This window comes from Streptosporangium sp. NPDC002524 (assembly GCF_040295985.1).
Lineage (GTDB): Bacteria > Actinomycetota > Actinomycetes > Streptosporangiales > Streptosporangiaceae > Streptosporangium.
Genome location: NZ_JBEOWK010000012.1, coordinates 210,443 through 234,078 on the forward strand (window position 1 = coordinate 210,443; position 23,636 = coordinate 234,078).

The 23,636-nt window shown below is 69.6% G+C and carries 24 protein-coding genes; 8 read left to right on the forward strand and 16 right to left on the reverse strand.

The genetic code is table 11. From position 1 onward, the window contains the following. Nucleotides 1–28 precede the first annotated feature (28 nt). Nucleotides 29–190 (forward strand): hypothetical protein, encoded by a 162-nt coding sequence (locus ABT053_RS22280; protein ID WP_350970994.1) that lies wholly within the window; start codon nucleotides 29–31, stop codon nucleotides 188–190. A 39-nt stretch (nucleotides 191–229) separates the two neighbouring features. Here ABT053_RS22280 and ABT053_RS22285 read toward each other — a convergent pair whose 3' ends face one another. From ABT053_RS22285 to pdxH, 5 genes are all read right to left on the reverse strand, one after another. Beyond that, nucleotides 230–1,003: an alpha/beta fold hydrolase gene (locus ABT053_RS22285; protein WP_350970995.1), complete on the reverse strand. Its 774-nt coding sequence runs from the start codon at nucleotides 1,001–1,003 to the stop codon at nucleotides 230–232. A gap of 53 nt (nucleotides 1,004–1,056) precedes the next feature. Continuing rightward, complete coding sequence (locus ABT053_RS22290) at nucleotides 1,057–3,282, reverse strand: ATP-binding SpoIIE family protein phosphatase (RefSeq protein WP_350970996.1); 2,226 nt, start codon at nucleotides 3,280–3,282, stop codon at nucleotides 1,057–1,059. 117 nt (nucleotides 3,283–3,399) lie between these two features. Continuing rightward, nucleotides 3,400–4,104 (reverse strand): iron-dependent transcriptional repressor DtxR, encoded by a 705-nt coding sequence (locus ABT053_RS22295; protein ID WP_350970997.1) that lies wholly within the window; start codon nucleotides 4,102–4,104, stop codon nucleotides 3,400–3,402. Nucleotides 4,105–4,263: 159 nt separating this feature from the next. Beyond that, complete coding sequence (locus ABT053_RS22300; RefSeq protein ID WP_350970998.1) at nucleotides 4,264–5,511, reverse strand: MFS transporter; 1,248 nt, start codon at nucleotides 5,509–5,511, stop codon at nucleotides 4,264–4,266. Nucleotides 5,512–5,567: 56 nt separating this feature from the next. Beyond that, a complete protein-coding gene (pdxH, locus tag ABT053_RS22305; RefSeq protein ID WP_350970999.1) occupies nucleotides 5,568–6,194 on the reverse strand; it encodes a pyridoxamine 5'-phosphate oxidase in 627 nt (208 codons plus the stop codon). Nucleotides 6,195–6,390: 196 nt separating this feature from the next. On the opposite strand from pdxH, the gene ABT053_RS22310 reads away from it, so the two are divergent. Together ABT053_RS22310 and serC are read left to right on the forward strand one after the other, a co-directional pair. Beyond that, nucleotides 6,391–7,497, forward strand: a complete 1,107-nt coding sequence (locus tag ABT053_RS22310; RefSeq protein WP_350971000.1) for a citrate synthase 2 — start codon at nucleotides 6,391–6,393, stop codon at nucleotides 7,495–7,497. A gap of 371 nt (nucleotides 7,498–7,868) precedes the next feature. After that, on the forward strand, nucleotides 7,869–8,978 hold the full coding sequence (gene serC / locus ABT053_RS22315) for a phosphoserine transaminase (RefSeq protein ID WP_350971001.1): 1,110 nt from the start codon (nucleotides 7,869–7,871) through the stop codon (nucleotides 8,976–8,978). A 148-nt stretch (nucleotides 8,979–9,126) separates the two neighbouring features. Here the strand turns inward: serC and ABT053_RS22320 are convergent, their stop codons facing one another. The 9 genes from ABT053_RS22320 to ABT053_RS22360 form a co-directional block, all read right to left on the reverse strand. Continuing rightward, nucleotides 9,127–9,534: a BlaI/MecI/CopY family transcriptional regulator gene (locus tag ABT053_RS22320; RefSeq protein WP_350971002.1), complete on the reverse strand. Its 408-nt coding sequence runs from the start codon at nucleotides 9,532–9,534 to the stop codon at nucleotides 9,127–9,129. Between the two features lie 713 nt (nucleotides 9,535–10,247). Further along, nucleotides 10,248–10,895: a rhomboid family intramembrane serine protease gene (locus ABT053_RS22325; protein WP_350971003.1), complete on the reverse strand. Its 648-nt coding sequence runs from the start codon at nucleotides 10,893–10,895 to the stop codon at nucleotides 10,248–10,250. A 355-nt stretch (nucleotides 10,896–11,250) separates the two neighbouring features. Beyond that, nucleotides 11,251–12,015 (reverse strand): crotonase/enoyl-CoA hydratase family protein, encoded by a 765-nt coding sequence (locus ABT053_RS22330; protein WP_350971004.1) that lies wholly within the window; start codon nucleotides 12,013–12,015, stop codon nucleotides 11,251–11,253. Nucleotides 12,016–12,025: 10 nt separating this feature from the next. Next, complete coding sequence (locus tag ABT053_RS22335) at nucleotides 12,026–12,799, reverse strand: SDR family NAD(P)-dependent oxidoreductase (protein WP_350971005.1); 774 nt, start codon at nucleotides 12,797–12,799, stop codon at nucleotides 12,026–12,028. A gap of 117 nt (nucleotides 12,800–12,916) precedes the next feature. Next, the gene (locus ABT053_RS22340; RefSeq protein WP_344750334.1) at nucleotides 12,917–13,255 is read right to left on the reverse strand and encodes an anti-sigma factor antagonist; all 339 of its coding nucleotides are present in this window, start codon (nucleotides 13,253–13,255) and stop codon (nucleotides 12,917–12,919) included. Between the two features lie 136 nt (nucleotides 13,256–13,391). Beyond that, nucleotides 13,392–14,165, reverse strand: a complete 774-nt coding sequence (locus ABT053_RS22345) for an energy-coupling factor ABC transporter ATP-binding protein (RefSeq protein WP_350971006.1) — start codon at nucleotides 14,163–14,165, stop codon at nucleotides 13,392–13,394. A gap of 2 nt (nucleotides 14,166–14,167) precedes the next feature. Beyond that, entirely contained in the window at nucleotides 14,168–14,932 is a 765-nt protein-coding gene (gene cbiQ / locus ABT053_RS22350) for a cobalt ECF transporter T component CbiQ (RefSeq protein ID WP_350971007.1), read from the reverse strand. Continuing rightward, complete coding sequence (locus ABT053_RS22355) at nucleotides 14,932–15,981, reverse strand: energy-coupling factor ABC transporter permease (RefSeq protein ID WP_350971008.1); 1,050 nt, start codon at nucleotides 15,979–15,981, stop codon at nucleotides 14,932–14,934. The genes cbiQ and ABT053_RS22355 overlap by 1 nt, the downstream gene beginning before the upstream one ends. 69 nt (nucleotides 15,982–16,050) lie before the next feature. Next, nucleotides 16,051–18,015: a glycosyltransferase family 2 protein gene (locus ABT053_RS22360; protein WP_350971009.1), complete on the reverse strand. Its 1,965-nt coding sequence runs from the start codon at nucleotides 18,013–18,015 to the stop codon at nucleotides 16,051–16,053. A 557-nt stretch (nucleotides 18,016–18,572) separates the two neighbouring features. On the opposite strand from ABT053_RS22360, the gene ABT053_RS22365 reads away from it, so the two are divergent. The 5 genes from ABT053_RS22365 to ABT053_RS22385 all read left to right on the forward strand — a co-directional run bounded on the left by ABT053_RS22365 (nucleotide 18,573) and on the right by ABT053_RS22385 (nucleotide 22,749). Continuing rightward, nucleotides 18,573–18,965, forward strand: a complete 393-nt coding sequence (locus tag ABT053_RS22365) for a hypothetical protein (protein ID WP_350971010.1) — start codon at nucleotides 18,573–18,575, stop codon at nucleotides 18,963–18,965. A 157-nt stretch (nucleotides 18,966–19,122) separates the two neighbouring features. Continuing rightward, on the forward strand, nucleotides 19,123–19,422 hold the full coding sequence (locus ABT053_RS22370; RefSeq protein ID WP_350971011.1) for a hypothetical protein: 300 nt from the start codon (nucleotides 19,123–19,125) through the stop codon (nucleotides 19,420–19,422). 234 nt (nucleotides 19,423–19,656) lie between these two features. After that, a complete protein-coding gene (locus ABT053_RS22375; protein WP_350971012.1) occupies nucleotides 19,657–20,220 on the forward strand; it encodes a GNAT family N-acetyltransferase in 564 nt (187 codons plus the stop codon). A gap of 317 nt (nucleotides 20,221–20,537) precedes the next feature. Further along, nucleotides 20,538–21,746: an MFS transporter gene (locus tag ABT053_RS22380; RefSeq protein WP_350971013.1), complete on the forward strand. Its 1,209-nt coding sequence runs from the start codon at nucleotides 20,538–20,540 to the stop codon at nucleotides 21,744–21,746. A 349-nt stretch (nucleotides 21,747–22,095) separates the two neighbouring features. Beyond that, a complete protein-coding gene (locus ABT053_RS22385; protein WP_350971014.1) occupies nucleotides 22,096–22,749 on the forward strand; it encodes a response regulator in 654 nt (217 codons plus the stop codon). Here the strand turns inward: ABT053_RS22385 and ABT053_RS22390 are convergent. Then, nucleotides 22,704–23,123 carry an inositol monophosphatase family protein gene (locus tag ABT053_RS22390; RefSeq protein WP_350971015.1) on the reverse strand — a complete coding sequence of 140 codons (420 nt, stop codon included), beginning with the start codon at nucleotides 23,121–23,123 and terminating at the stop codon, nucleotides 22,704–22,706. The genes ABT053_RS22385 and ABT053_RS22390 overlap by 46 nt on opposite strands. After that, complete coding sequence (locus ABT053_RS22395) at nucleotides 23,054–23,380, reverse strand: DUF5919 domain-containing protein (RefSeq protein WP_350971016.1); 327 nt, start codon at nucleotides 23,378–23,380, stop codon at nucleotides 23,054–23,056. Before ABT053_RS22395 ends, ABT053_RS22390 begins: the two co-directional genes overlap by 70 nt. Between the last annotated feature and the right edge of the window lie 256 nt (nucleotides 23,381–23,636).

Sequence of the window (23,636 nt, forward strand, 5' to 3'; positions counted from 1 at the left end):
CAGCGGAGACTCCCCCGAGGTGGTGACGATGGACAGCGGGCTGATTCTGCTGATCTTCCTGGCGTTCCTGTTCGCCTGGGGCCTGAACCGGGTGCGCCGCGCCCTCAGGTTCGGCCCGGTCGCCTATTTCGGCGTCATGGTCGCGTTCGTCATCGCGATGCTCGCCATCTGGGGACAGACCATCCGCTGACCCCCCGCCGCCGGGCCGGGACGTCGCGAAACCACACCCCTACCGGGACGCCTCCAGCAGCACGCTCGCGACCAGCTCAGGGTCGTCGGTCATCGGCAGGTGCCCGCAGCCCTTGAGCAGCTTCACCCGCTGCCCCGACCACCTGGCCGCCCGGATGGCCTGCCGGCGCGGGAGCAGCCGGTCGTGCTCGCCCCAGGCGATCGTGACCGGAGCCTTCGGCGGCGCGGGAGGCATCAGCCCCGCGAACGAGGCGAGGGTCTCGTCGAAACCGGAGGAGTCGCCGAGCGCCTGGAGGGCGGCGAGCAGCGCCTCGGGCGTGAGGCGTACCGGGTGGGCGACCATGACACCGGCGCAGAGGAGGCGGCCCAGCGGATCCTCCGCGAGGGTCGCGGCCCGTCCGGGGGGAAGGCGGCGGGCGGAGGCCCGGGTGGCGCGGAGGACGGCTCGCGCGTACGCGAGCTCGCTGCGGTTCCAGAACCCGGCCGGAGAGAGCGCGGTGGCCGAGCCGACCGCCCCGCGCGAGGCCAGTTCGAGGGCGACGTAACCGCCCAGGGAGTTGCCCGCCACGTGAGGGTCGCGCAGGCCGAGTACCGCGAAGAAGGACTCGATCGCGTCCGCCAGGCTCTCGGCCGTGTACGGCGTGCCGGGCGGCAGCGGCGGCGAGACGCCGAAACCGGGGAAGTCGACGGCGATCACGTCCCGTTCGGCGGCGAGTCTGTCGAGCACTGGCAGCCATGCCTGCCAGTGATGCCCGATACCGTGCAGCAGGACCAGCGGGGATCCCGTCCCACGCCGTTCGAACGCCAGCTCCATACCCCCGAGTCAACCATCGATCGGGGAGGTGTTCCAGCTCTGCCGCGGGTGGCTCAGCGCGATCTGGTGGGGATCTCGAACCAGACGGCCTTGCCCTCCTTGGTGGGGCGGGAACCCCAGCGTTTGGCGAGCTGGTCGACGAGGTAGAGACCCCGCCCGCCCTCGTCGTTCTCCCCCGCGCTGCGGATGCGCGGCAGCCGGAGATCCTGGTCGAAGACCTCGACCCAGACGGACTCCCCGCCCCGGCGGAGCCTGAGCGTGAACTCCTTCTCGTTGACGATCTCGTCCTCGAAGCCGGGGACGTCCCAGGACTCGTCGAACGGCAGCGGAGGGCCGTCCATCGTCAGCTCCCTGCGCGGGATGCTGGCGGTGGCGGCGTGCAGCACGACGTTGGTGACGACCTCGGAGACCAGCAGGCAGGCGAGCTCGGCGCGCTCCTCGGGGACGTTCCAGCCGATGAACGCCTCGGAGGCCATCCGGCGCGCCTCCCCGACCATGATCGGCTGGGCGGGGAAGGTGCGCTCCTCGACGGCGAGGTCCTCGGAGGCGGACCTGAGCACGAGGATGGCCATGTCGTCGTCGATCTCGCCGGGCACCGCGACGGTGGCGGCGTCGGCGAGACGCTCGACGGAGGCGTCGCTGATCTCGATGAGCTTGCCGCAGAGCTGCGCCAGCGTCTCCTCGACGTTGGGCGGCCTGCCGTCGGCGTCGCGGATGGGGCGGCGGTCGACGAGCCCGTCGGTGTAGAGGAGCAGCGCGGCCCCGGGGGGCAGCGTCCGCGTCTCCTCCTTGTAGACCAGGTCTGCGTGCATGCCCTTGGCCCGCACCCCCAGCGGCTGGCCGACCTCGCGGATGTCGAGCTCGGTACAGGTGTTGCCGATGAGCAGCAACGGGGGGGCGTGACCGGCGTTGGCGAACGACAGCTGCCGCGACCAGGCGTCGTACACCAGGTACTGGCAGGTGACGATGGGCGGGACGCTGATGTCGGTGCCGCTCTCGTCCTGCTCGGGGGTGGCGATGATGCGGGTCCACTCGTCGAGCCTGGCGAGGATCTCCGCGGGCGGCTTGTCGTCCTGGGCGAAGGCCCGCAGGGCCGCCCGCAGCTGCCCCATCACCGCCGCGGCCTTGGCGCCCCTGCCCTCGACGTCGCCGATCACGATGCCGACCCGGCCCGCCGACAGCGGGATGACGTCGTACCAGTCACCGCCGACCTGGGTCTGGATGCCCTGCCCGTGGCTGGCCAGGGGGGCCGCCGGGTAGTAGCGGACCGCGATGTCCAGCCCGTCGAGCTGCGGCAGCGCGCGGGGCAGCAGGTGCTTCTGGAAGGACTCCGCGGTGTGCCGCTCCTCCTCGAAGAGCAGGGCGTTGTCGACGGCGAGCGCGACCCGGGTGGCGATGGCCCCCACGAAGTCGCGGTCGAAGGCGTCGTAGTGCGGGCTGCGCCGGTCGGTCAGGTTGGACAGCCCCAGGTACATCAGCCCGAGGGTCTCGCCGCGCACGCACAGCGGCGCGACGATGGCCGAGGTCATCCCGATCTCGGCGGCGAGGCGGGTGTTGGCCTCGCCCGGACTGGGATAGCTGGTCTGGGAGAAGTCCTCGACGAGTATCGTCTCCTGGCGGCGCAGCGCGATCTCGGCGTAGTGCCCCACCGGGTAGCGGATCTCCGCCCCGAGCGGCGCCCAGGTATTGGGCGGCGGGCTCCAGCCCTGGACGTGGGTGGAGACCCTGCGGGTCAGCCGCCCCTCCTCCATCAGCTCGATGAAGCAGTGGTCGGCGAACTGCGGGACGAGCATCTCGGCGACGCGCTTGAGCGTCTCCTCGACGTAGAGCGATCCGGCGAGGCGCTCGCCGATCCGCTCCAGCAGGCCGAAGCGGTCCTTCTCCCGCTCGTTGCTGCGCATCGCCTCGCGGGCGGTGATGACGATGCCCGTCACCGCTCCCGAGGGGTGCCGCAGCGGCACGGCCTGTGCCCGTACGTAGATGATCGTCCCGTCCCCGCGCCTGACGTCGAACGTGCCCTCCCAGACGCCGCCCTTGAGGACGTGCTTGGAGAGCTCGACGGCGAGCGGGTGATCCTTCTCCATGATGCCCAGGGAGAGGGACTGGTCACGGGGCCCCGATGTGCCGGGGCGCCCGAACAGCCTTTCCGCGAACGGGTTCCAGTAGAGAAGGTTGCTGAACCTGTCGGTGACGACCACCGCCATCTCAGCGTGATCCAGGACGGAACCAGCCGTAAGGTGGTCTGCGGCGTCCTGGGAAACATCCCCCCACCGCTTCATCCGGTGACCGCCCGTCGTGGGCGGGTGTGTGCAAAGCGAACCACGGTTGCTCCTGCAGTCTCGGCCTGGGAGCGGAGGGACTCCCGAACGGGATCCAACCGAGCTAAGGGGCCTCGGTCAGCGAGTGGAGACGAAAACGTGCGCGGCAATCTCCCGCGGAAGATCCGCAAGAAAATTGTCCGACTCGTCGTCACCTGTCACCCGCACACCGTCGTCGCTCGCCGCGAGCGTCACCTCGCGTCCGGGTTGTATCCCAACTTGCTTGAGTTTAAGCATCACAGCCGGATCGCTTTGCACTTGTTCGCTAATTCGCCGCACGACAACGGGTATATCTCTGGGTCCGGCCATCGCCGCCATCGACGGCAGCGACTCCGGCCTCCCGCCGGGAGCGCCGACGACGCCGAGCTCCTCAAGCCCCGGTATCGGATTGCCGTGCGGATCCTCGGTGGGATTGTTGAGCAGGCTGACGAGCCTGGCCTCCACGGATTCGGACATCACGTGCTCCCAGCGGCACGCCTCGACGTGCACCTCTTCCCAGGGCAGCCCGATGACCTGGGTGAGCAGGCACTCGGCGAGGCGGTGCTTGCGCATGACGCGGGTCGCGAGCGTGCGCCCCAGGTCGGTCATGGTCAGGTGGCGGTCGCCCTCGACGCGGACCAGGCCGTCGCGCTCCATCCTGGCGACCGTCTGGCTTACGGTCGGGCCGCTCTGCTGGAGGCGCTCGGCGATGCGGGCGCGCAGAGGGACGATGCCCTCCTCCTCCAGCTCGAAGATCGTACGAAGGTACATCTCCGTCGTGTCGATCAGGCCGTGTGCGGTCAAGGTTCCTCCCGTCCTCTCTCGATGCTACGTCCATCGCGCGGTGTTCCCGGGAGGGCGACGCGGGACCTCGGAAGTTTGAGAAGACGACCCTATTGGGAGAACGGCCCGCGATGACAAAGGACGGCAACGCCGGAGGGCGCCAAATCCTTCCCTAGCTGCTCAAACGCTACGCGCGAGCGGGCGATATTTTCTGAAGGCCGGGACGGCCAGCCCCACCGCGATCACGGCCACCGCGCAGGCGATCCCGCCGCCCACCCAGGCCCCGGTGGCGCCGAACCACGAGGCGGTGGCCCCCGCCCGCAGATCCCCCAGCCTGGGGCCTCCCGCGACGACCACCATGAAGACCCCCTGCATCCTCCCCCGCATGTCGTCGGGCGCGTGGGTCTGCAAGATCGTCTGCCGCCACACCGCGGAGACCAGGTCGGCGGCCCCGCCGAACGCCAGCAGGGCGACCATCACCCACAGCTGGCCGGCGAGCCCGGCCGCGGCGACGGTGAGCCCCCAGGCGGCGATCACGTACGTGAGCGCCAGTCCCTGGCGCCGGACCCGGCCCACCCAGCCCGACAGCAGGCCGCCGAGCACCGAGCCGATGGCGATGCTGGCCGACAGCCAGCCGAACGCGATCGGGGAGCCGCCGAACCGCTCGGCCACGATCTCCGGGAACAGCGCCCTCGGCAGCGCGAACGCCATCGCGATGAGATCGACGACGAACGACATCAGCACGACCGGGTGCCCGGAGACGTAGCGCAGGCCGTCCACGACCGACCGCAGCCCCGGGCGGGTCACCTCGCCGACCGGTTCGAGCCTCGGCAGCCGTACCGCGGCGTAGAAACCGGCCCCGAACAGCACCGCGTCGATCAGGTAGGCGGTGGCGAAGCCGCTCCGGGCGAGCACGATCCCGCCGACCAGGGGCCCGATGACGGTGCCGAGGCCGCCCACCAGGAAGTTGAGGGTGTTGGCCGCGGGGATCAGGCCGGCGGGGACCAGCCTGGGGATGATCGCGCCCCTGGTCGGCCCGGTGATGGCGAACCCGGTGGCGTGCACGGCCACGGTGGCCAGCAGCAGGCCGACGCTCGTCGAGCCCAGGGCGGCCTGGACGAGGAGCGCGAGCGTCCCCGACCAGGCGATCAGCGCGCCGATGACGAGGAGCCTGCGCCGGTCGACCGCGTCGGCGATCGCGCCGCCCCACAGCCCGAAGACGACCAGGGGGATCAGGTTGGCGGGGCCGAGCATCCCGACCCAGAAGGACGACTCCGTGATGTCGTAGATCTGGGCGCTGACGGCCACCGAGGTGAGCTGGAACCCGATGAACGACACGCCCTGACCGGCCCAGAGCCGCCGGTAGGCGGGAATGGCGAGGGGACGCGTATCAGCCGCGTGCCTGCGGACGAAGTCCCCGAAACCCACCCCGTTACCTCTCTACCTGACATACATGGATATATCAGTAAAGAGAGGGCAGGGTGTCAGGGAGCCAGACGTTCGATGATCCAGGTCCCGCCGGAACGCCGGTAACGGAGGCGGTCATGCATGCGGTCGGTGCGCCCCTGCCAGAACTCCACCTCGGACGGCACCACGCGCAGCCCGCCCCAGAAATCGGGGATCGGCGGATCCTCGGGCCAGCGCTCCGCCAGCTCCTCGTACCGGGCGTCCAGCTCGTCCCTGGTGTGCACGACAGCCGACTGCCGCGACGCCCACGCGCCGATCCGCGACCCGTAGGGCCGGGACCTGAAGTAGGCGGCCGACTCCTCGCGTGGCAGCCGCACCACCGCGCCCTCCACCCGCACCTGGCGGCGGATGGAGTGCCAGGGGAACAGCAGGGCGGCCCGCGGGTTCTCCGCCAGGTCCCTGCCCTTGCGCGACTCGTAGTTGGTGTAGAAGACGAATCCGTTCTCGTCGTAGCTCTTGAGCAGCACGGTCCTGGCCGTCGGCCGGCCGCCCGCCGAGGCGGTCGCCAGCACGGTCGCGTTCGGCTCGGGAAGCCCGGCGTCCACGGCCTCGCCGAACCAGAGGGCGAACTGGGAGAAGGGGTCGGGAGCGAGATCGGCCTCGACCAGGGGCAGCCCCTGGTACGTGCGTCGAAGGCCCGCCATCGAAGGCGGTCGCGAGGTGGCATCCACGGGAAGGTATTCTCCCGTGCCGAGCAGGAAGCCCGCGCGGCGCCCCCCACCTGGGGCGATCGCGTTCCGGCGGGTCCGGCGGCACACCGCCTCGGCCCAGGGGGTTGAATATGACCCGCCGGTATCTCGACATCAAGGCTTTGACTTCAAGAAAGGGAGGCAGCCGAGAATGTCCGACTTCAAACCCGGGCTCGAAGGCGTTGTAGCTTTCGAGACGGAGATCGCGGAACCGGACAAAGAAGGGGGCGCCCTTCGTTACCGGGGCGTCGACATTGAAGAGCTGGTCGGTCGCGTCTCTTTCGGACACGTGTGGGGCCTGCTTGTCGACAACAAGTTCCAGCCGGGCCTCGCCCCGGCAGAGCCCTTCCCCATTCCTGTCCACTCCGGTGACATCCGCGTCGACGTGCAGAGCGCGCTGGCCATGCTGGCCCCCGCGTACGGCTTCAAGCCGCTGCTCGACATCGACGACGACCAGGCCCGCGCCGACCTGGCCCTGGCCAGTGTGAACGCCCTGAGTTTCGTCGCGCAGTCCTCGCGCGGCCTGGGGAAGCCGATGGTCCCCCAGAGCGAGGTCGACAAGGGCGAGAGCATCGTCGATCGGTTCATGATCCGCTGGCAGGGCGATCCCGACCCCAAGCACGTCAAGGCCATCGACGCCTACTGGACGTCCGCCGCCGAGCACGGCATGAACGCCTCCACCTTCACCGCCAGGGTCATCGCCTCCACCGGAGCCGACGTCGCCGCGGCGCTGAGCGGTGCGGTCGGCGCCATGTCCGGCCCGCTCCACGGCGGTGCGCCCGCGCGCGTGCTGCACATGATCGAGGGCGTCGAGCAGGTCGGCGACGCCAAGAAGTACGTCCAGTCGGAGCTCGACAAGGGCCAGCGCCTGATGGGCTTCGGTCACCGCGTCTACCGGGCCGAGGACCCCCGGGCACGCGTGCTCCGCCGCACCGCCAAGGAGCTCGACGCACCGCGTTACGAGGTCGCCGCGGCGCTGGAGAAGGCCGCGCTGGAGGAACTGCACGCCCGCAAGCCCGACCGGGTGCTCGCCACCAACGTCGAGTACTGGGCGGCGGTCATCCTGGACTTCGCCAAGGTCCCCTCGTCCATGTTCACCTCGATGTTCACCTGCGCCCGCACCGCGGGCTGGGCCGCCCACATCCTGGAGCAGAAGCGCACGGGCAGGCTCGTCCGCCCCAGCGCCGACTACGTGGGTCCGTCTCAGCGCTCGGTCCAGGACGTCCCCGGAGCCACCGAGGTCGTCCACCCCTTCTGAATCCCCCTCCCGTACGGCTGTCGCGCGGCGCCTCGCGCGGCAGCCGTCGCCGGTGGCGGCCCTCCGCGTGCCCGGAATCCCCGGCATCCCTGGAATCCCCGGAATCCCCGGCTCACCCGGCCCGGCACCGAACCCCCCGGCCGCTCCCAGGTCGTCCCGCCGCCCCGGACCATCCGGCTCGGCCCATCCCCACAGGTCCCGGATCGCCCGGCCCACCTCGGGTCACTCCGCCCCTTCCCGGATCATCCGCCCGGTCCCGGGTCGTCCCGCCGACCCCGCGATCACCCAGCCCCGCCCAAAAGCCTCCCACGGCTCGTCTCAAAATCCGGACCCCGTCCTGGTCCGATCCCCGGGCTCAGTAGGCTGGTCAGGTGGCTGACATCGTGATTCCCTCTGACATCAAGCCCGCCGACGGCCGTTTCGGCTGCGGGCCCTCGAAGGTGCGCCCCGAGCAGCTCTCGGCTCTCGCGGCCTCCGGATCCAGCGTCCTGGGCACCTCTCACCGCCAGAAGCCGGTCAAGTCGCTGGTCGGGCGCGTCCGCGCGGGGCTCTCCGAGCTGTTCTCCCTCCCGGAGGGGTACGAGGTCGTCCTGGGCAACGGCGGCACCACCGCGTTCTGGGACATCGCCGCCTTCGGGCTGATCCGCGACAGGTCCCAGCACCTGCACTTCGGCGAGTTCTCCTCCAAGTTCGCCTCCGTGGCGGCCAAGGCCCCGTGGCTGGGCGACCCGACCGTGATCAAGTCGGAGGTCGGCAGCCACCCCGAGGCCCGCCTGGAGGAGGGCGTCGACGTCTACGCCCTCACCCACAACGAGACCTCGACCGGCGTCGCGATGCCGATCAGGCGCGTGGGCGAGGAGGGCTCGCTCGTGCTGGTCGACGCCACCTCGGGCGCGGGCGGCCTGCCCGTCGAGGCGAGCGAGTTCGACGTCTACTACTTCGCGCCGCAGAAGAGCTTCGCCTCCGACGGCGGCCTCTGGATCGCCCTGATGTCCCCGGCCGCGCTGGCCAGGGTCGGCGAGATCGCCTCCAGCGGGCGCTACGTCCCCGAGTTCTTCAGCCTCCCGGTGGCGATCGACAACTCCTCCAAGGACCAGACGTACAACACCCCGTCGGTCGCCACGCTCTTCCTGCTCGCCGAGCAGATCGAGTGGATGAACGGCAACGGCGGCCTGGCCTGGACGACCGCCCGCACGGCCGACTCGGCCCAGCGCCTCTACACCTGGGCGGAGAAGACCTCCTACACCAGCCCGTTCGCGGGTCCGGAGTTCCGCTCCAACGTGGTCGGCACGATCGACTTCTCCGACGACGTCGACGCCTCCGCGATCGCCAAGGTCCTGCGGGCCAACGGCATCGTCGACACCGAGCCCTACCGCAAGCTCGGCCGCAACCAGCTGCGCGTCGCGATGTTCCCCTCCATCGACCCCGACGACGTCGAGGCCCTGACCACCTGCGTCGACTACGTCGTCGAGCGCCTGTAGTCACCGTCTCCCGCCCGGAAGCCGGAATCCGTCCCCGCCGCGCGGGCGGGGCGGCCACGATCCCCGGCTCCCGGGCGGGAGGTCCGGGGCGGCGGCCCGGAGCCCCCGAGGGGGAAACCCGGGCAACGTGATCGGGATCTCCGGGAATCTAGGGCAGTGTGCTCGGGGTCCCGCCCGTCCCCGGGGCGTGCGCCCGCTCCCCCGCGCGCCGCGCCAGCTCGTGCAGCAGGCGCAGGGCGTCGTCCGGATCCACCCCCTCCGCGAACCGCGAGAGCACCGGAGCGCGGTCGGGACTTCCCTCCAGTGCCGCGAGCATCAGCCCGGCCACGTGCTCGTCCCGTGAACGGCTGGCGGTGTAGCGGAAGGCGTTGCGTACGGGTGCCCTCTCCAGCAGGCCCTTCCTGACGAGACGCTCGGCGACGGTCTGCACCGTGGTGTAGGCCAGGCTTCGTTCCGCGTCCTGGTTCAGCATGTCCTGCACCTGGCGGACCAGCAGCGGCTGCTTACAGCCCCACAGCACGTCCATGATCGCGCGTTCCAGGGATCCCAGGTTCACCCGCGGCCACCTTTCGAGGGTCGCGCCCGGCCGGTGGCCCTGGAACATGTACGGGCACGCGGCCAGGCAGGTTCACACATGAAATTTTGTCATATTGTCACTTAAATCAACCGATGCGGCCATAGCTGGCGAATTCCAGCAGAATCTTCTGCCGCGTCGTAACGGAAGAAACCGCCGGCAAAAGGTGTCCACCCGAAACGCGCCGATGCCGGGCCCGGCCACTTGAACGCCGGATCTCTCCCCTTCCCCCTGTCGGCTTCGCCGCTGGACAACGCCCCGGATCGACCTCATTCGCCCCTGGAGACCACATCCGGCGATCCGACCCCGAAGGATTCCGGTGGTGCTACGAAGCGCCCCATAGCGCCCACAGCTCCATACAGCGCCCATCTCCGGGGAAGCCCTCCACGTTCGAGCGGTGACGAGCCCGCGGGGGCCGGAAAGGCACCGTCTCGGCAACCGGCGAGCCCCGACTGGCAGGAACCCGGTGGCCGTAAAGGCCCGGCGAGAGGGATTCGACGAGCGGAAGCAGGCGGCCGGGAGAAGCCCGGCGAGCAGGAGCCCGATAAGCGAAAGCGGGCGACCGGAAAAGGCCCCCTCAGGAGGACCTTTTGACCGGAAAGGGTCCACCGGAGGGGCGTCCCGGTAAAAACCGGAAGCCTCGGTGAAACCTGAGCGGCCCGATATCCCCGGATGGCCCCGGTAAAAAAGAACGCTCAGTAAGCGGGGGCGACGGCCCGGCGCCTGCGGCGCACCACCCAGGCCGCGATGATGCCACCGACCAGCCCGAACAGGTGCCCCTGCCAGGAGATGCCCGCCTCGCCGGGGAGCACGCCCCAGATGATCGAGTAGTAGGCGATCGCCACGCCGACACCGATCACGATGTCGAGGGCGCGGCGGTCGAACAGCCCCCGGGCGACGACGAACCCGAAGTAGCCGAAGACCAGGCCGCTGGCGCCGACCGTGATGGCCAGCGGCGAGCTGGTGAACCAGACGCCCAGGCCGCTGACTAGGACGATGATGAGGCTCGCGGCCAGGAACCGGCCGATCCCGCGCAGCGCGGCGAGGAAGCCGAGGATGAGCAGGGGCAGCGAGTTGGCCATCAGGTGACCGAATCCGGCGTGCAGGAAGGGGGCGAGGAAGATGCCGCCCAGGCCCTCGGGATCCCAGGCCCGGATGCCGTAGACGTCGAACTCCCCGGGCAGGACGTAGTCGGCGACCTCGATCACCCACATGGCGGCGACCATGAGAACGTTGATGATCGCGGCACCCAGCGCGCCCGCGGCCAGATTTCCCGCCCTGCGCTTCAGGAGATCACCGGAGGATCGGCCGGTGGGGGACATACCGGTCGGGTGGTCGTTCATGCACTCTCCTGGCCTTGGAGCGGTGGCGTGGATGTCAAGTGCCCCCGCCGCACCCGTCCACACCTTTACCGTACGCACTCCTGGCCGTGAACGCGCCGGGCGCGACCCTTTGGATCGCGCCCGGCCCGCCGAATTTTCTCCGGCCCCTCCAGGGGACCGCTCACTCCTCGCCCCTCCTCCGGCCCCTCCGGAGAACCGGCCCGCCGGAAGGACCACCGCTGCGGGGACCACCGCCGGAAAGACCACCACCGCGGGAACCACCGCCGGAAGGACCACCACCGCGCGGACTACCACCGGAGGGACTGCGGACTGCCACCGGAGGGACTACCGCCGGAAGGGCCACCGTCAGAGGAAACTACTCACCCTTCCACTGGGGGGCGCGCTTCTCGGCGAAGGCCGCCGCCCCCTCCATGGCGTCCTTGGAGCCGAACACCGGGCTGATGATCTCCCCCTGCTTCGTGAACATCTCGTCGCGGCTCCAGTCCGCCGACTCGACGATCACGCGCTTGGTGGCGGCGAGCGCCAGCGGGGCGTTGGCGGCGATCCTCTTCGCGAGCTCGACGGCCGTGGCCAGCGCCTCGCCCGCGGGCGTGACGTGGTTGACCAGGCCGAGCTCGTACAGCCGGGCGGCGGGGAAGTGGTCGCCGGTCAGGGCGATCTCCATGGCGACGTGGTACGGGATGCGCCTCGGCAGCCGCATCACGCCACCCGCCCCCGCGACCAGCCCCCGCTTGGGCTCGGGGAGCCCGAACTTGGCGTCCTCGGAGGCGATGATGATGTCGCAGGCCAGCGCCAGCTCGCAGCCTCCGGCCAGGGCGTAGCCCTCGACGGCGGCGATGAGCGGCTTCTTCGGCGGCGCCTCGGCGATGCCGCCGAACCCCCTGCCCTCCACGACCGGGAAGTCCCCGGTCAGGAACCCCTTCAGGTCCATGCCCGAGCAGAACGTGCCTCCGGCGCCGGTGAGGACGTAGGCGGCCACGTCCTTGCGCTCCTCCAGCTCGTCCAGCGCACCGGCCACGCCCCTGGCGACCGCGCCGTTGACGGCGTTCCTCGCCTTGGGGCGGTTGATCGTGATGACGGCCACGCCGCCGTCGACTTCGACCAGAACCTCGTCAGACACCGGGTGACTCCTACTTGGGCTGGAAGCGGATGCCGCCGTCGAAACGGACCGTCTCGGCGTTGATGTAGTCGTTCTCGATCAGCGAGCGGACCAGGTGGGCGAACTCGGAGGCCTGTCCCATGCGCTTGGGGAAGACCACCGGGGCCACGAGCTTGGCCTTGAACTCCTCGGCGTTGGCCGAGAAACCGTAGATCGGGGTGTCGATGATGCCGGGGCAGATGGTGTTGACGCGCACGCCGATGGCGGCGAGGTCACGCGCGGCCGGGACGGTCATGCCGACGATGCCGCCCTTGGAGGCCGAGTAGGCGACCTGGCCGGTCTGCCCCTCCAGCGCCGCCACCGAGGCGGTGTTGATCACGACGCCGCGCTGGCCGTCCTCGTCGACCGGCTCCGTCTTCGCGATCGCGGCGGCGCCGATGCGCATGAGGTTGAAGGTGCCGATCAGGTTGACCTCGATGACCTTGCGGTACGAGGCCAGATCGTGCGGCGAGCCGTCACGGCCGACGGTCCGGCTGGCCCAGCCGATGCCCGCGCTGTTCACCACGACGCGCAGCGGCCTGCCGGTCGCGACGGCCGCGTCCACGGCCGCCTGCACCTGCTCCTCGTCCGACACGTCGGCCTTGACGAAGACGCCGCCGAGCTCGTCGGCGAGTGACTTGCCGCGCTCCTCGTTGAGGTCGGCGATGACGACGGTGGCGCCGTGCGCGGCGAGGTCGCGGGCCGTGGCCTCGCCGAGGCCGCTGGCACCGCCCGAGATGATTGCTGCTGCTCCGTTCAGGTCCATGAGCGGACTTTAACGCGCCGACCGAATGAAGTTCTACTGGGGGTGGCTAAAACTCTCCGTCACCGACACCCATGGCACGCCCATGGCCGGTGCGGCCGGACCTCCCCCTGATCCCCTCTAGATCTCCCCGACGGCGCTGCTCACGTCGGGATAGACCTTGATCCGCCGGTCGAGCCCCGTCGTGCGGAGGATCCGGGCCACCGGCGCCTGGGGAGCCGCCAGCGAGACCCCGCCGCCCTCGCTCGTGGCGAGCCGCCACGCCTCGATCAGCACGGAGAGGCCGCTGGAGTCCATGAAGGACAGGGCGGTGAGGTCGAGGACCAGCCGCGCGCCGTCCAGCTTGATCGCGTCACGGACCTCGTCCCGCAGGAAGGGAGCGGTGAACAGGTCGAGCTCGCCCTCGACAGCCACCACCACGGCGTCCCCGACGGCGCGGCGAGCCAGCCGTAGCTTCATCAGTCCTCCTCGCGCCCGAAGGGCAGACCTACTTTACTTCGCCGTCACTCCACGCGAGGTCATGCGCGATTGTTCACAGCAAGTTCGCGCCGACCACACTCCCGCGCCCGTGACCCGGGCACCGGAGACCCCGGAGTCAGGGCGCGGCGAAACCGTACGGCAACTCCAGCCGGTGGGCGGCGAGGAGGCTCGCGTCGGCGAGGATCTCGCGGGTCGGACCGTCGGCGGCGATGACGCCCCCGGAGAGGATGAGCGAGCGTTCGCACAGCTCCAGCGCGTACGGCAGGTCGTGGGTGACCATCAGAACGGTCACGTCGAGCCCCCTGAGGATCTCGGCGAGCTCGCGCCGGGAGGCCGGATCTAGGTTGGACGACGGCTCGTCGAGGACGAGGATCTCCGGCTCCATCGCCAGCACGGTCGCCACCGCGACCCGGCGGCGCTGGCCGAAGGAAAGGTGGTGCGGCGGCCGGTCGATCGTCTCCAGCATGCCCACGCGCTCCAGCGCGTCCTCGACCCGGCGCCGCAGCTCCTCGCCCGCGACCCCCATGTTGGCCGGGCCGAAGGCCACGTCCTCGCGGACGGTCGGCATGAAGAGCTGGTCGTCGGGGTCCTGGAAGACGAGCCCGACCCGCCTGCGGATCTCCATGAGCGACCCCTTGCCGACCGGCAGCCCCGCCACGGCCACCGTGCCGTGCCCGGCGGTGAGGATGCCGTTGAGGTGCATCACCAGCGTGGTCTTGCCCGCGCCGTTCGGCCCGAGCAGCGCGACCCGCTCGCCGCGCTCCACCCGGAGGTCCACGCCGAACAGCGCCTGCGTGCCGTCGGGGTACGCGTACGCCAGGCGGCTCACCTCCAGCGAGGGCGGCGGCGAAGGCGGGGTCGAGGCGGGCACCGGCTGTGAGGACGACACCGTCACGCGAACCCCCAGCTCCCGAGCAGCACGGCGAGTGCCGCACCCGGCAACATACCGGCGACGAGCCACTGCCGCGAAGCGGCGGAGAGATCCTGGATGACCGGCATCGACCCGGTGTAGCCCCGGCTGAGCATCGCCAGGTGCACCCGCTCGCCCCGCTCGTACGAGCGGATGAACAGCGCCCCCGCCGACCTGGCGATCACCGGGATGTGCCGCACGTCCCTCGCCACGAACCCGCGCGACTCCCTCGCCACCCGCATCCGGCGCATCTCGTCCAGGATCACGTCCATGTAGCGGAGCATGAACATCGCGATCTGCACCAGCAGCGGCGGCAGCCGCAGGCGCTGTGCGCCCAGCAGGATCAGCCGGGGCTCGGTGGTCGCCGCGAGCAGCACGCTCGCGACCACGCCCAGGGTCGCCTTGGCCAGGATGTTCCAGGCGGCCCACAGGCCCGCCACGCTGAGCGAGAGGCCCATGAAGGTCGTCCTCTCGCCGAACCCGATGAACGGGATGGCGAGCGCGAACACCACGAACGGCACCTCGACCACCATCCGCCGCAGCACGAACCCCGCCGGGACGCGCGCGAGGGCCGCCACGGCGACCAGGAGCACGGCGTACAGCCCGAAGGCCCAGAACCACTCGCGCGGGGTCGCGACCACCACCAGGGCGAACCCGGCCACCGCCGCCAGCTTGCACTGGGGCGGCAGCCGGTGCACGAGCGTGTCGCCCGGCCGGTGCAGCTGGTGGTGATGGCCCGATCCCACTAGACGGAGACCTTCTTGTCGCTGTCGTCCGTGCCGGTGCCGCCGTCCTCGCGGCGGCGCACGGCGTAGAACACCCCGCCGCCGACGGCGAGGGTCACCCCGACGCCGATCACCCCGGCCACGCCGACCGGGATGCCGCCCACGTCGCCGTAGTCGGCGAGCGGCTGCTCGCCCAGCGAGTGGTCGGTCGCCTGGTCGCTGAAGCCCTTGTCCTCGGCGACCCACTCCAGGCCGTCGGGCGAGGAGGAGGCGTAGAAGCTGACGACGCCCGCCAGCAGCGCCGCCGTCGCGATCCCGGCGGGCAGGAACCAGCCGGGACGGCGGGCGGCGACCGGCGTGACCGGCTTCGAGGCTTCCGGGGTGACGGTCACGTCGCCGTCCGCGCCGCGCAGGACCAGCGGCGTGACGAGCTCGCGGGCGCCGTAGACCAGGTCGGGCCGGATCGCCAGCACGGTGCTCACGGTGACCGCGGTGATCAGGCCCTCGCCCACCCCGATGAGCAGGTGTACGCCGCCCATCGCCGCGGCGACCGTGCCGATCTCGATGGGCGCGGTGCCGCCGGCCCAGAACAGCAGGGTGAACGCCAGCGCCGAGGCGGGCACCGAGACCAGCGCCGCGACGAACGCGGCCGCCACCACGGCCCCCCGGTTCCGTACGCTCCGGGTGATCAGGCGGAAGACACCCCACCCGACCAGCACGGCGACGAGGCCCATCAGCGTGATGTTGACGCCCAGCGCGGTCAGCCCTCCGTCGGCGAAGAAGAACGCCTGCACCAGGAGGACCACGGCCACGCACAACACCGCCGTGTACGGGCCGACGAGTATCGCGGCGAGCGCGCCGCCGAGGAGGTGGCCGCTGGTGCCCGCGGCGACCGGGAAGTTGAGCATCTGGACCGCGAAGATGAAGGCGGCGACCAGCCCGGCCATCGGAGCGGTACGGTCGTCGAGCTCGCGGCGGGCGCCGCGCAGGCAGACGGCCACGCCCGCGGCGGCGACCACTCCCGCCGACACCGAGACGGCGGCGTTGAAAAAGCCATCGGGTACGTGCACTACAAGCCTCCGAGGTGCGGATTTGCCCTCAACTTTAGGCCATGGGCTTGTAGTTGCAAGAATGTGGCATTAACGAACGATACGTCTGATGAAAGTTCTGGGGCCGAGGGTGCGGACCACCGTGCTGAGCCGCCCCTTCCCCGCCGTCGCGTAGGGCCTGACACTCCAGCGGATCGCGCCGCGCCACCACGTGCGCGGCTGCTCGATCACCTCGGGCACCGCCTCGATCCTGAAGCGCGCGGGCGGCCCGCCCAGGTCGAGCTCCAGGTAGGCGTCCCAGGTGCCGGGCGCCAGCCGCCCCATCGCCTGGGAGGCGGTGAACCTGCCGCCCTCGCCGACCGTGACCGGCTCGCGCCGCTCCCGGCTCGACTCGCGCTCCCGCCAGACCAGGTAGCGCACCGCGTCGGCCGCCGGGGCCGCCGCGCCCACGCTGACCTCGCCGTCGAGCACCAGCCGGTGCCCGGCCGCCCAGCGGGCGCGTACCAGCCTGGCGCTGCCCGGCACCGCGACCACGTGCCCGCCGATGTCGAGGCTGAGGTTGCCGTACGGATGGGTGAAGTACGGGAGGGCGACGACCTCGCCGACCACGCGCGGCATGGGCGGCGCGACCAGCCCCTCCCCGTCGGCGCCCAGGCGCGCGAGCCGGGGGACGCCCTCGAAGGCGACGCTCACGTGGACGTCCCAGATGCCGGAGGACAGGGTGGTGACGTCGACGATCCCGGTGAACCCCGCGCAGTCGCCGGTCACCGGGACCACGACCTCGTCGGACGGGCCGGGGTCGACGTGCCGTCGCCGCAGCACCAGGGCGAGGTCCCCGCCGGTGATCTCCGGGCGGTCGTAGCGCTCCAGCGTGCTCAGCGCCACCTTGCCCGAGATCGCGAGCCGCCCCTCCCGCTCGCGCTCCCAGCGGAGCGCGGTGAGCTCCCTGCGGACCGAGGCCGACTCGATGTGCGCGAGCCGCACCAGCCGGTCGATGTCCTGCAGCGCGGCGATCCGGCTCCGGTCGATCGCGGGGAGCCGCTCGCGGACCCCGTCGGTCAGCCACCGCTCGCACATGTCGGCCACCTCGGCGGCGATCTCCTTGCGCTCGACCTCCCCGGCGTCCAGGAAGGGCCTGCCGAGGTTGCCGAAGGCGTCCATCCGGAAGTGGCGCCGCAGGAGGTGGTCGCGGAGATCCCCGGGACGCACGTGGGCGAGCATCAGCTCGATCGGCCGCCTGATCATCCGCAGCCAGGAGACCGGGTCGCGGCTCCCCTGCCGCTGCATGATGCTGGTGCCGTCGGGCCGGGCGACCAGGTGGTAGCAGTCGTAGTCGGCGACCACTGAGATCACGTCCGCGTGACAGTAGGCGTGGGTGGTGAAGACGACGTCCTCCCCCACCAGGAGCGTCTCGTCGAACCGGATGGCGTGCCGCTCCAGCATCTCCCTGCGGAACAGCTTGAAGCAGCTCAGGCTGTTGTAGACCGCGCTGTCGCCGAGCGGCACCCGCTCGGCGTTCTCCTTGAACATCGAGATCGGCACCTTGCGGTCGTGCCCGACGATCTTCCCGAGCACGATGTCCGAGCCGTTGCGGTCGGCCATCGCGAGCATTCGCTCCAGCGCCTGCGGGCCGAGATAGTCGTCCGCGTCGCAGAAGAAGACGTATCTGCCGCGCGCGTGGGAGAGCCCGACGTTGCGCGGGCGCCCCGCGCCGCCGGACGCCTCCTGCCTGACGACGCGGATCACCCCGCGGTGGCAGGAGGCGTACAGGTCGAGCAGCGCGGCACCGCCGTCGGTGGAACCGTCGTCGACGACCACCACCTCCAGGGCGACGCGCTGGATCAGCAGCGAGGTCAGGCACCTGTCGAGATAGGGTCCGCAGTTGTGGAGGGGGACGATCACGGTGACGTCGACGTCGGACCGGATCGCCTCCTCGCTCGTGATGTCACGGCCGCACTGCCCCGTGCTCGTGATGTCACGGCCACCCCGCCCCGTGCTCGTGATGTCGCAGCCGCCCCGCTCGGTGCGGACCCGCTGGAGGATCGTCACTGTCACCGCCGCGCCCCTCGTCGGTCACTTTCCGCTTATCTAGCGTCTCAGTATGTGACGAAGAGCCACCCGTACGCGGCGAATCCACAGGGTTGCCCTCCCCGATCTGCCGACGCGAGAGGCCCCTGGGGAGGGAAGCAACCGTTTCGCGCCCCTTGCGGCATACCGCGGGCCTCACCGAACCCCGTCACCGCCCCTTGGCGAGGCTCACGGAAGATCGAGAATCGGGATCACCCAACCGTCCTGAGCAGGATCGTCGCGGCCACGCGGAGCTCCGGCCACCCCGGCCCCACGCGCCCGCCGACGGCACGGGGCCGCCACGAGGAAACGCGGTGAAAGGGTGAAAAGACGACGGGCCCCTCGATGAAGCTCCAGCCTGGCGAGACCCACGAGACCGGCTTCCGCGCGGACACCCCCGACGTCCGGCCGGACCACCGCCGCGACTCCGGCCACCCGGCCGACGGTTATGACCTCGGCTCCTTGCGCGAACGGTCAGGGAATGTTCTCGTTGCACTCGGAAAGAGTGGTGCGCTCATTCCCCCGCTCCTGCGAAATGAGGTGTCGTGGCGAAGCCGATTTCCAGGCGATACGCGGTCACCGAATGGCTGCGCAAGGACCTCGCCGGTCGCGTGGGTTTTCGAGACTTCGCCCGCCTGATGAGGAGACATCCCAAGCTCTGGCTTCTCCTCCTCCGCGATCTGGCGATCGCTCTTGGAGTGACCTTCGTACTCATGTGGCTGCTCGAACAGCTCGATCCCTCCTCAGGGTTCACCCCCCTGCTTCTCGGTCTGACTGTGCCCCTCCTCCTCGCCCTGACCGCGAAGCTGCCCGGGGGCCTCCTGTCGGGACGACTGCTCGCACTCAAGCGCGCGGAACAGCAACGGGAGCAGGCCGACGCCCTGCTGTACGTACTCAAGCGCACGAAGCGGGAACGAGAGATCGAGCCACCGTCATAACGGCACCCCCACACCGGCCGATCCGCCTGACGACCACCGGGCCCGATCTCCGCACCGGCGACGACCCCGCATTTCGGCTCGTGAACTCGCAGCGGAGGAAGCCGGTGGAAGGCGCGGATGGCATGCTGGGAAGCCGGCGATCACAAGGAGATCAGCGATGACCCACCCCCTCGGCGCCCGGCTCGCGCCCCGACGCACCCCTCTCACCGAGGAGGAGAAGACCCGGGGCGAGGCGAACTTCGCCTCCCTGGTCGCCCAGAGCCTCGTCGCCGAAGGGCGGTTCAGGATAACCGCCGACACCCCGGAGATGGTGGAGCTGTGGCAGAGGGTCGCCCGCACCGTGGGCGACATGCTCCAGCGGCCCGTGGTCAGCTACGCCAACGGCAGATACATCGTGATCACCTTCGACCAGGAGCCCTCGGCCTCACCGTCCGAGACACCCCCTCGGCACGAGTAACCGCCAGACGCCGTACGGGCAGGTGCGCCAAGGGCGATGTCCAGTTCCAGATCATTGTGGATGCCGACCCGCTGGGTGAGAAGCCGGCCGCCGGGGAGGAGAACTCGGGCGACCTCGGCGGCGTTCAACGCGCCGTCGATCGTGGGGGCTGTACCGGCTGCGGCCCTTCCTCGCCGGCCCGAGGAGTCTCCAAAAGCTTGATCACAGGATGCGTTCTCAAGCAGAATCACCTTCATGACAGCGCTGGACGGCACCGAAGGCCGGTTTCCTTCCGATGTCAGGCTGTCGGACCTCGGGATTCACCTCCGTGAGTGGACCGACGAGGACCTTCCTGTCATGGTCGTCCTTTTCGACGAACCGCAGGTCGCTCGCTGGACTCCGCTCCGTTCGCCGTTCGACTTCGACGCCGCTCGGGAGTACCTGGCTCAGGCGCGGAGAGCGCGTGCCGCTGATCGCGGCATGCAACTCGCGATCACCAGGGATGGTGGTGAAGCACAAGGAGAGGTGCTGCTCTTCCGTACGGCCGACGAGCCCGGGGTGGCCGAACTCGCTTACGCGATCGGTGTTCGGCACCGGGGAGAGCGGTTGGCGGCCCGTGCCGTCGAGCTGATGGCCGACTACGCCCGCACCTCGCTCGGGATGCGAGGGCTGGTTCTACGGATCGATCCGGCAAACGCGGCAAGCGTCGCGGTAGCGCGGGCTACCGGCTTTCACCTGGCCGACGACGAGCCGGTCACCTTTGAGCGCGGGGGCCAGGACATCACTCTGTACAGATGGCGCCGCGATCTCACCCTGTGAGTAGCCGCTGCCTGGTGGAACGGCACGGCCCGCGACGGCGTGTCGCCGGGATCGGCGCATTCGACGGGTACGGCGGGCCGCAGGGGGCCGGGTACGGCGGCGAGGCGCGCCGCCGCTCGAGCAGTCGTCCCATCGGCGGAGCCGTTGAAGCGCTTCGGGTTCCGCCGGACACGGGACAGGACCCGCAAGGCTGCCTGGCTCCCCGGCCTTCACTTCCATTGACGATCACCCCGGAGCCGGAGTGCCGCCGCCGGAGGCGTGTCAGCGGGCTTGGCGATCAAGTCCGCCGTTGAAAGGATCCTGAGCCGGAGGTGGCCATGACTTCGACATCTTTAGGACCGGCATACCGCCGTTTATGGTTGGCGACGGCGCTGTCCAACCTCGGTGACGGAATCCGGATGGCGGCTTTGCCGTTGCTGGCGGCGGTCATGAGTTCGGACCCGGTCGTGGTGGCCGGTGTGGCCGTCGCCGGTCAGAGCCCATGGTTGATGTTCGGGTTGTTCGCGGGAACCATTGTCGATCGTTACGATCAGCGTCGTCTGACGGTTCTCGTCGATGTGACACGTGTGCTGCTGCTGCTCGTCCTGGTGATCGCGCTCGCTTTCGGCGTCGCCAATATCGCCGTGGTGTACGCGGTGGCGTTCGCGTGCGGTGTCGGAGAGACCTTGCGCGATACGGCGACGGCGACGCTCCTTCCTCCCCTGGTCAGCGATGCCGATCTCGATCGGGCCAACGGTGGTCTGGTCAACGCCGAGGTCGCGGGCAACGAGCTGGTGGGGCCACCGCTCGGCGGATATCTGTTCGGTGTCGCCTTGGTGCTCCCGTTCGCGGTCAACGGCAGCACGCTGGCGTTGGCGGCGGCCCTGATCTTCAGCCTGCCGAACGTGTTCGCGCAGAAGGCCACATCCTTCACCTCCAAGAGACAGATACTGACTGACACGCGTGCGGGCCTGCGGTGGCTGGCGCGTCATCGGCGTTTGCGCACCCTTGTCGTACTGGGCGCCCTGTTCGCGTTGACGGACAGCGCCTGGTTCCCCATTTTCGTGCTCTACGTCGATCAGACTCTCGGACTGCCCGCGTGGGCCTACGGCGGGTTACTGGGTGTGGGCGCCGTAGGCGGTCTGGCGGGCGGCTACCTCGCCGCACGTCTCACGCGCTCGATCGGATCCACCGCGGTTCTGACAGGCTGCCTCACCTGTGCCGCGGTGGGACAACTGACGCTCGGGCTCACCACATCGGCCTTTGTCGCGGCCGCCGGGTTGGTGATGACGAGCGGCGCGTTCGGGGTGTGGGCAGTCGCGGCCCGGACGCTTCGCCAGCGGCTCACTCCGCCTGAACTGCTTGGCCGGATCAGTAGCGCGTCGATGACCATCGTGATGGGCGTGGCGCCTCTCGGTGCTCTCGGCGGCGGGTTCATCGCGGCCGGCTGGGGGCTGACCGCGCCGATCCTGGTCGGAGTACCCGTGCTCACGGTGTGTGCGCTCGTTTGCTATCTGACATTCCGCGAGCGCGACGAGCCCGGGTGAGACGAGCTGTCGAAGTTCTCGGATTCCGTCGAACGTGGGACAGAACCCAGGCCGTCTTCGCGTGTACGCCGGCCGGTAGACGTTCTTCGGCCATTGAGATGCCAACGGTCACAGACGGCCTTGGTCCGGAGGAGTCGAGATGTTGGGCTCGCCTGGGACGTGGCAGGCGGGAAGATCCGGCTTCCACCTGAACTCATTACGGCCTTCGTGGTGCAACGTCGATCATTCCGGAGCCGAGTATCCCCGCCGGAGGCACAGTGATGTAACGGATCTCGATTACTCAATACGTCCCCTATTTAGGGTGCTATTCCTCGGAGGGAATGGACGGTGTTGAATTTTCGGAGGTCTCGTGTCCGAAGCGTTGTGGGGCAAGCTGATCGACATGGTTCCAGCGATGCTCTGGGTGGTTTTTGCATTCGTGGTGTATTTGGGCTTACGGAAACCACTCAGGGAAGCCCTACCGCGAATGACGAAGATCGGGGCGTTAGGTGTTGTCGAGGTCGAGTTCGCGGAGGTTGAGCGACTGCTGACCAAGGCCGTCGAAAGCAGCGGGCAGGAGGAGACAGAGCCACTGGTCAGTCGCGCAGATCGCCAGGCGGTTATCCGAAGGCTGGACCACGCGGCCGTGTATCTCAAGGGTGGCCGGATACTTTGGGTGGATGATCTCCCAGAAGGAAATTCATATCTGACCGCACTGTTCAGGCAGCTGGGCATGGTGGTGGACGAGGTCACTTCAACGGATGAGGCTTTGGCGCACCTCGAACGGAATGCGTACGACCTCGTGATCAGCGACATCCATAGAGAGATGGATGGTCAGGCCGGGATCAAGATGCTCCACACTTTCCGCGCGAGAGGGATCAACCTGCCGGTCGTAATCCACGCGGCGCGGTTTGATCCCACGTTGGGTGTCGACCCCATGATCTTCGGCGGCACGAATCGTGTCGATGACGTCGTGCATTACGTGATCGACATCATGGAACGTGTACGGCTGGGAGATGGCTGATGTGATGGGCGGCCCGAGTGGCGGGCCGCGCGCGAGAACGGCCCCCAGGCCGCACGCGCGGCGGCGGCCCGCAGCGCCGCTAACGGGAGCCCATGTAGGAAGTCGACGGTTCCGTCGACCGGGTCGAGTACCCACTTGAGGCCGCTTTCGGCAACGGCTTTAGCCCCTTCCTCCTCGCCGACGAATCCGATCTCGGGTGTCTCCCGGCTCAGGAAGTCACGGGCCGCGTGCTCCACGGCGTAGTCCACTTCGGTGGCCATGTCTCGATCGCCCTTGGCGGTGACGGCGCCGGGCAGGCGGGTCTTCACGATCTCGCCGGCGATGGTGACGGCCTGCTCGGCGATCGGCAGGAGTCTGCGGGCGTCGACGGCCATACGGGGCTGCTCCGCTCCCACATCGAGGTGAACACCTGGCCGAAGACGGGGAACAGCCCATCGGCGGCCGTGTTGTCGTCGATCACGATGGTAGGTGAGTCGACTCCACGAGCGTGCGGGAGGTAGGGCTGGACCACGCAGGTGGTCCCGTCCACGATGAGGATGTTGAAGCGGATCAGTCTCGTCGTAGACACGTAGCTCAAACAGCTCGGCCGCCTCCGGGGTGAGTTTTCCCTGAGGCGGTGATCTACCAGCACGCCGGTCAGGACCGCGACAGGACCATCGCGGAGGCTCCAGACAAGGCACGCAAGACGGCCACGAAGAAGGCCGATGGCACGCGGGTGGCACGGAAGGGCGGAAAGCCCTCTCAACGATCAAAGGGCCAGGTCACCGTATGCCGGTTGACCTGGCCCTTCGTTGCGAGCCGACGAGGGGAATCGAACCCCTGACCTACAGTTTACAAGAGCGTTAGAAGGCGTGCCGGGCGGTGATGGGTGATGCCGTCCCGGCACG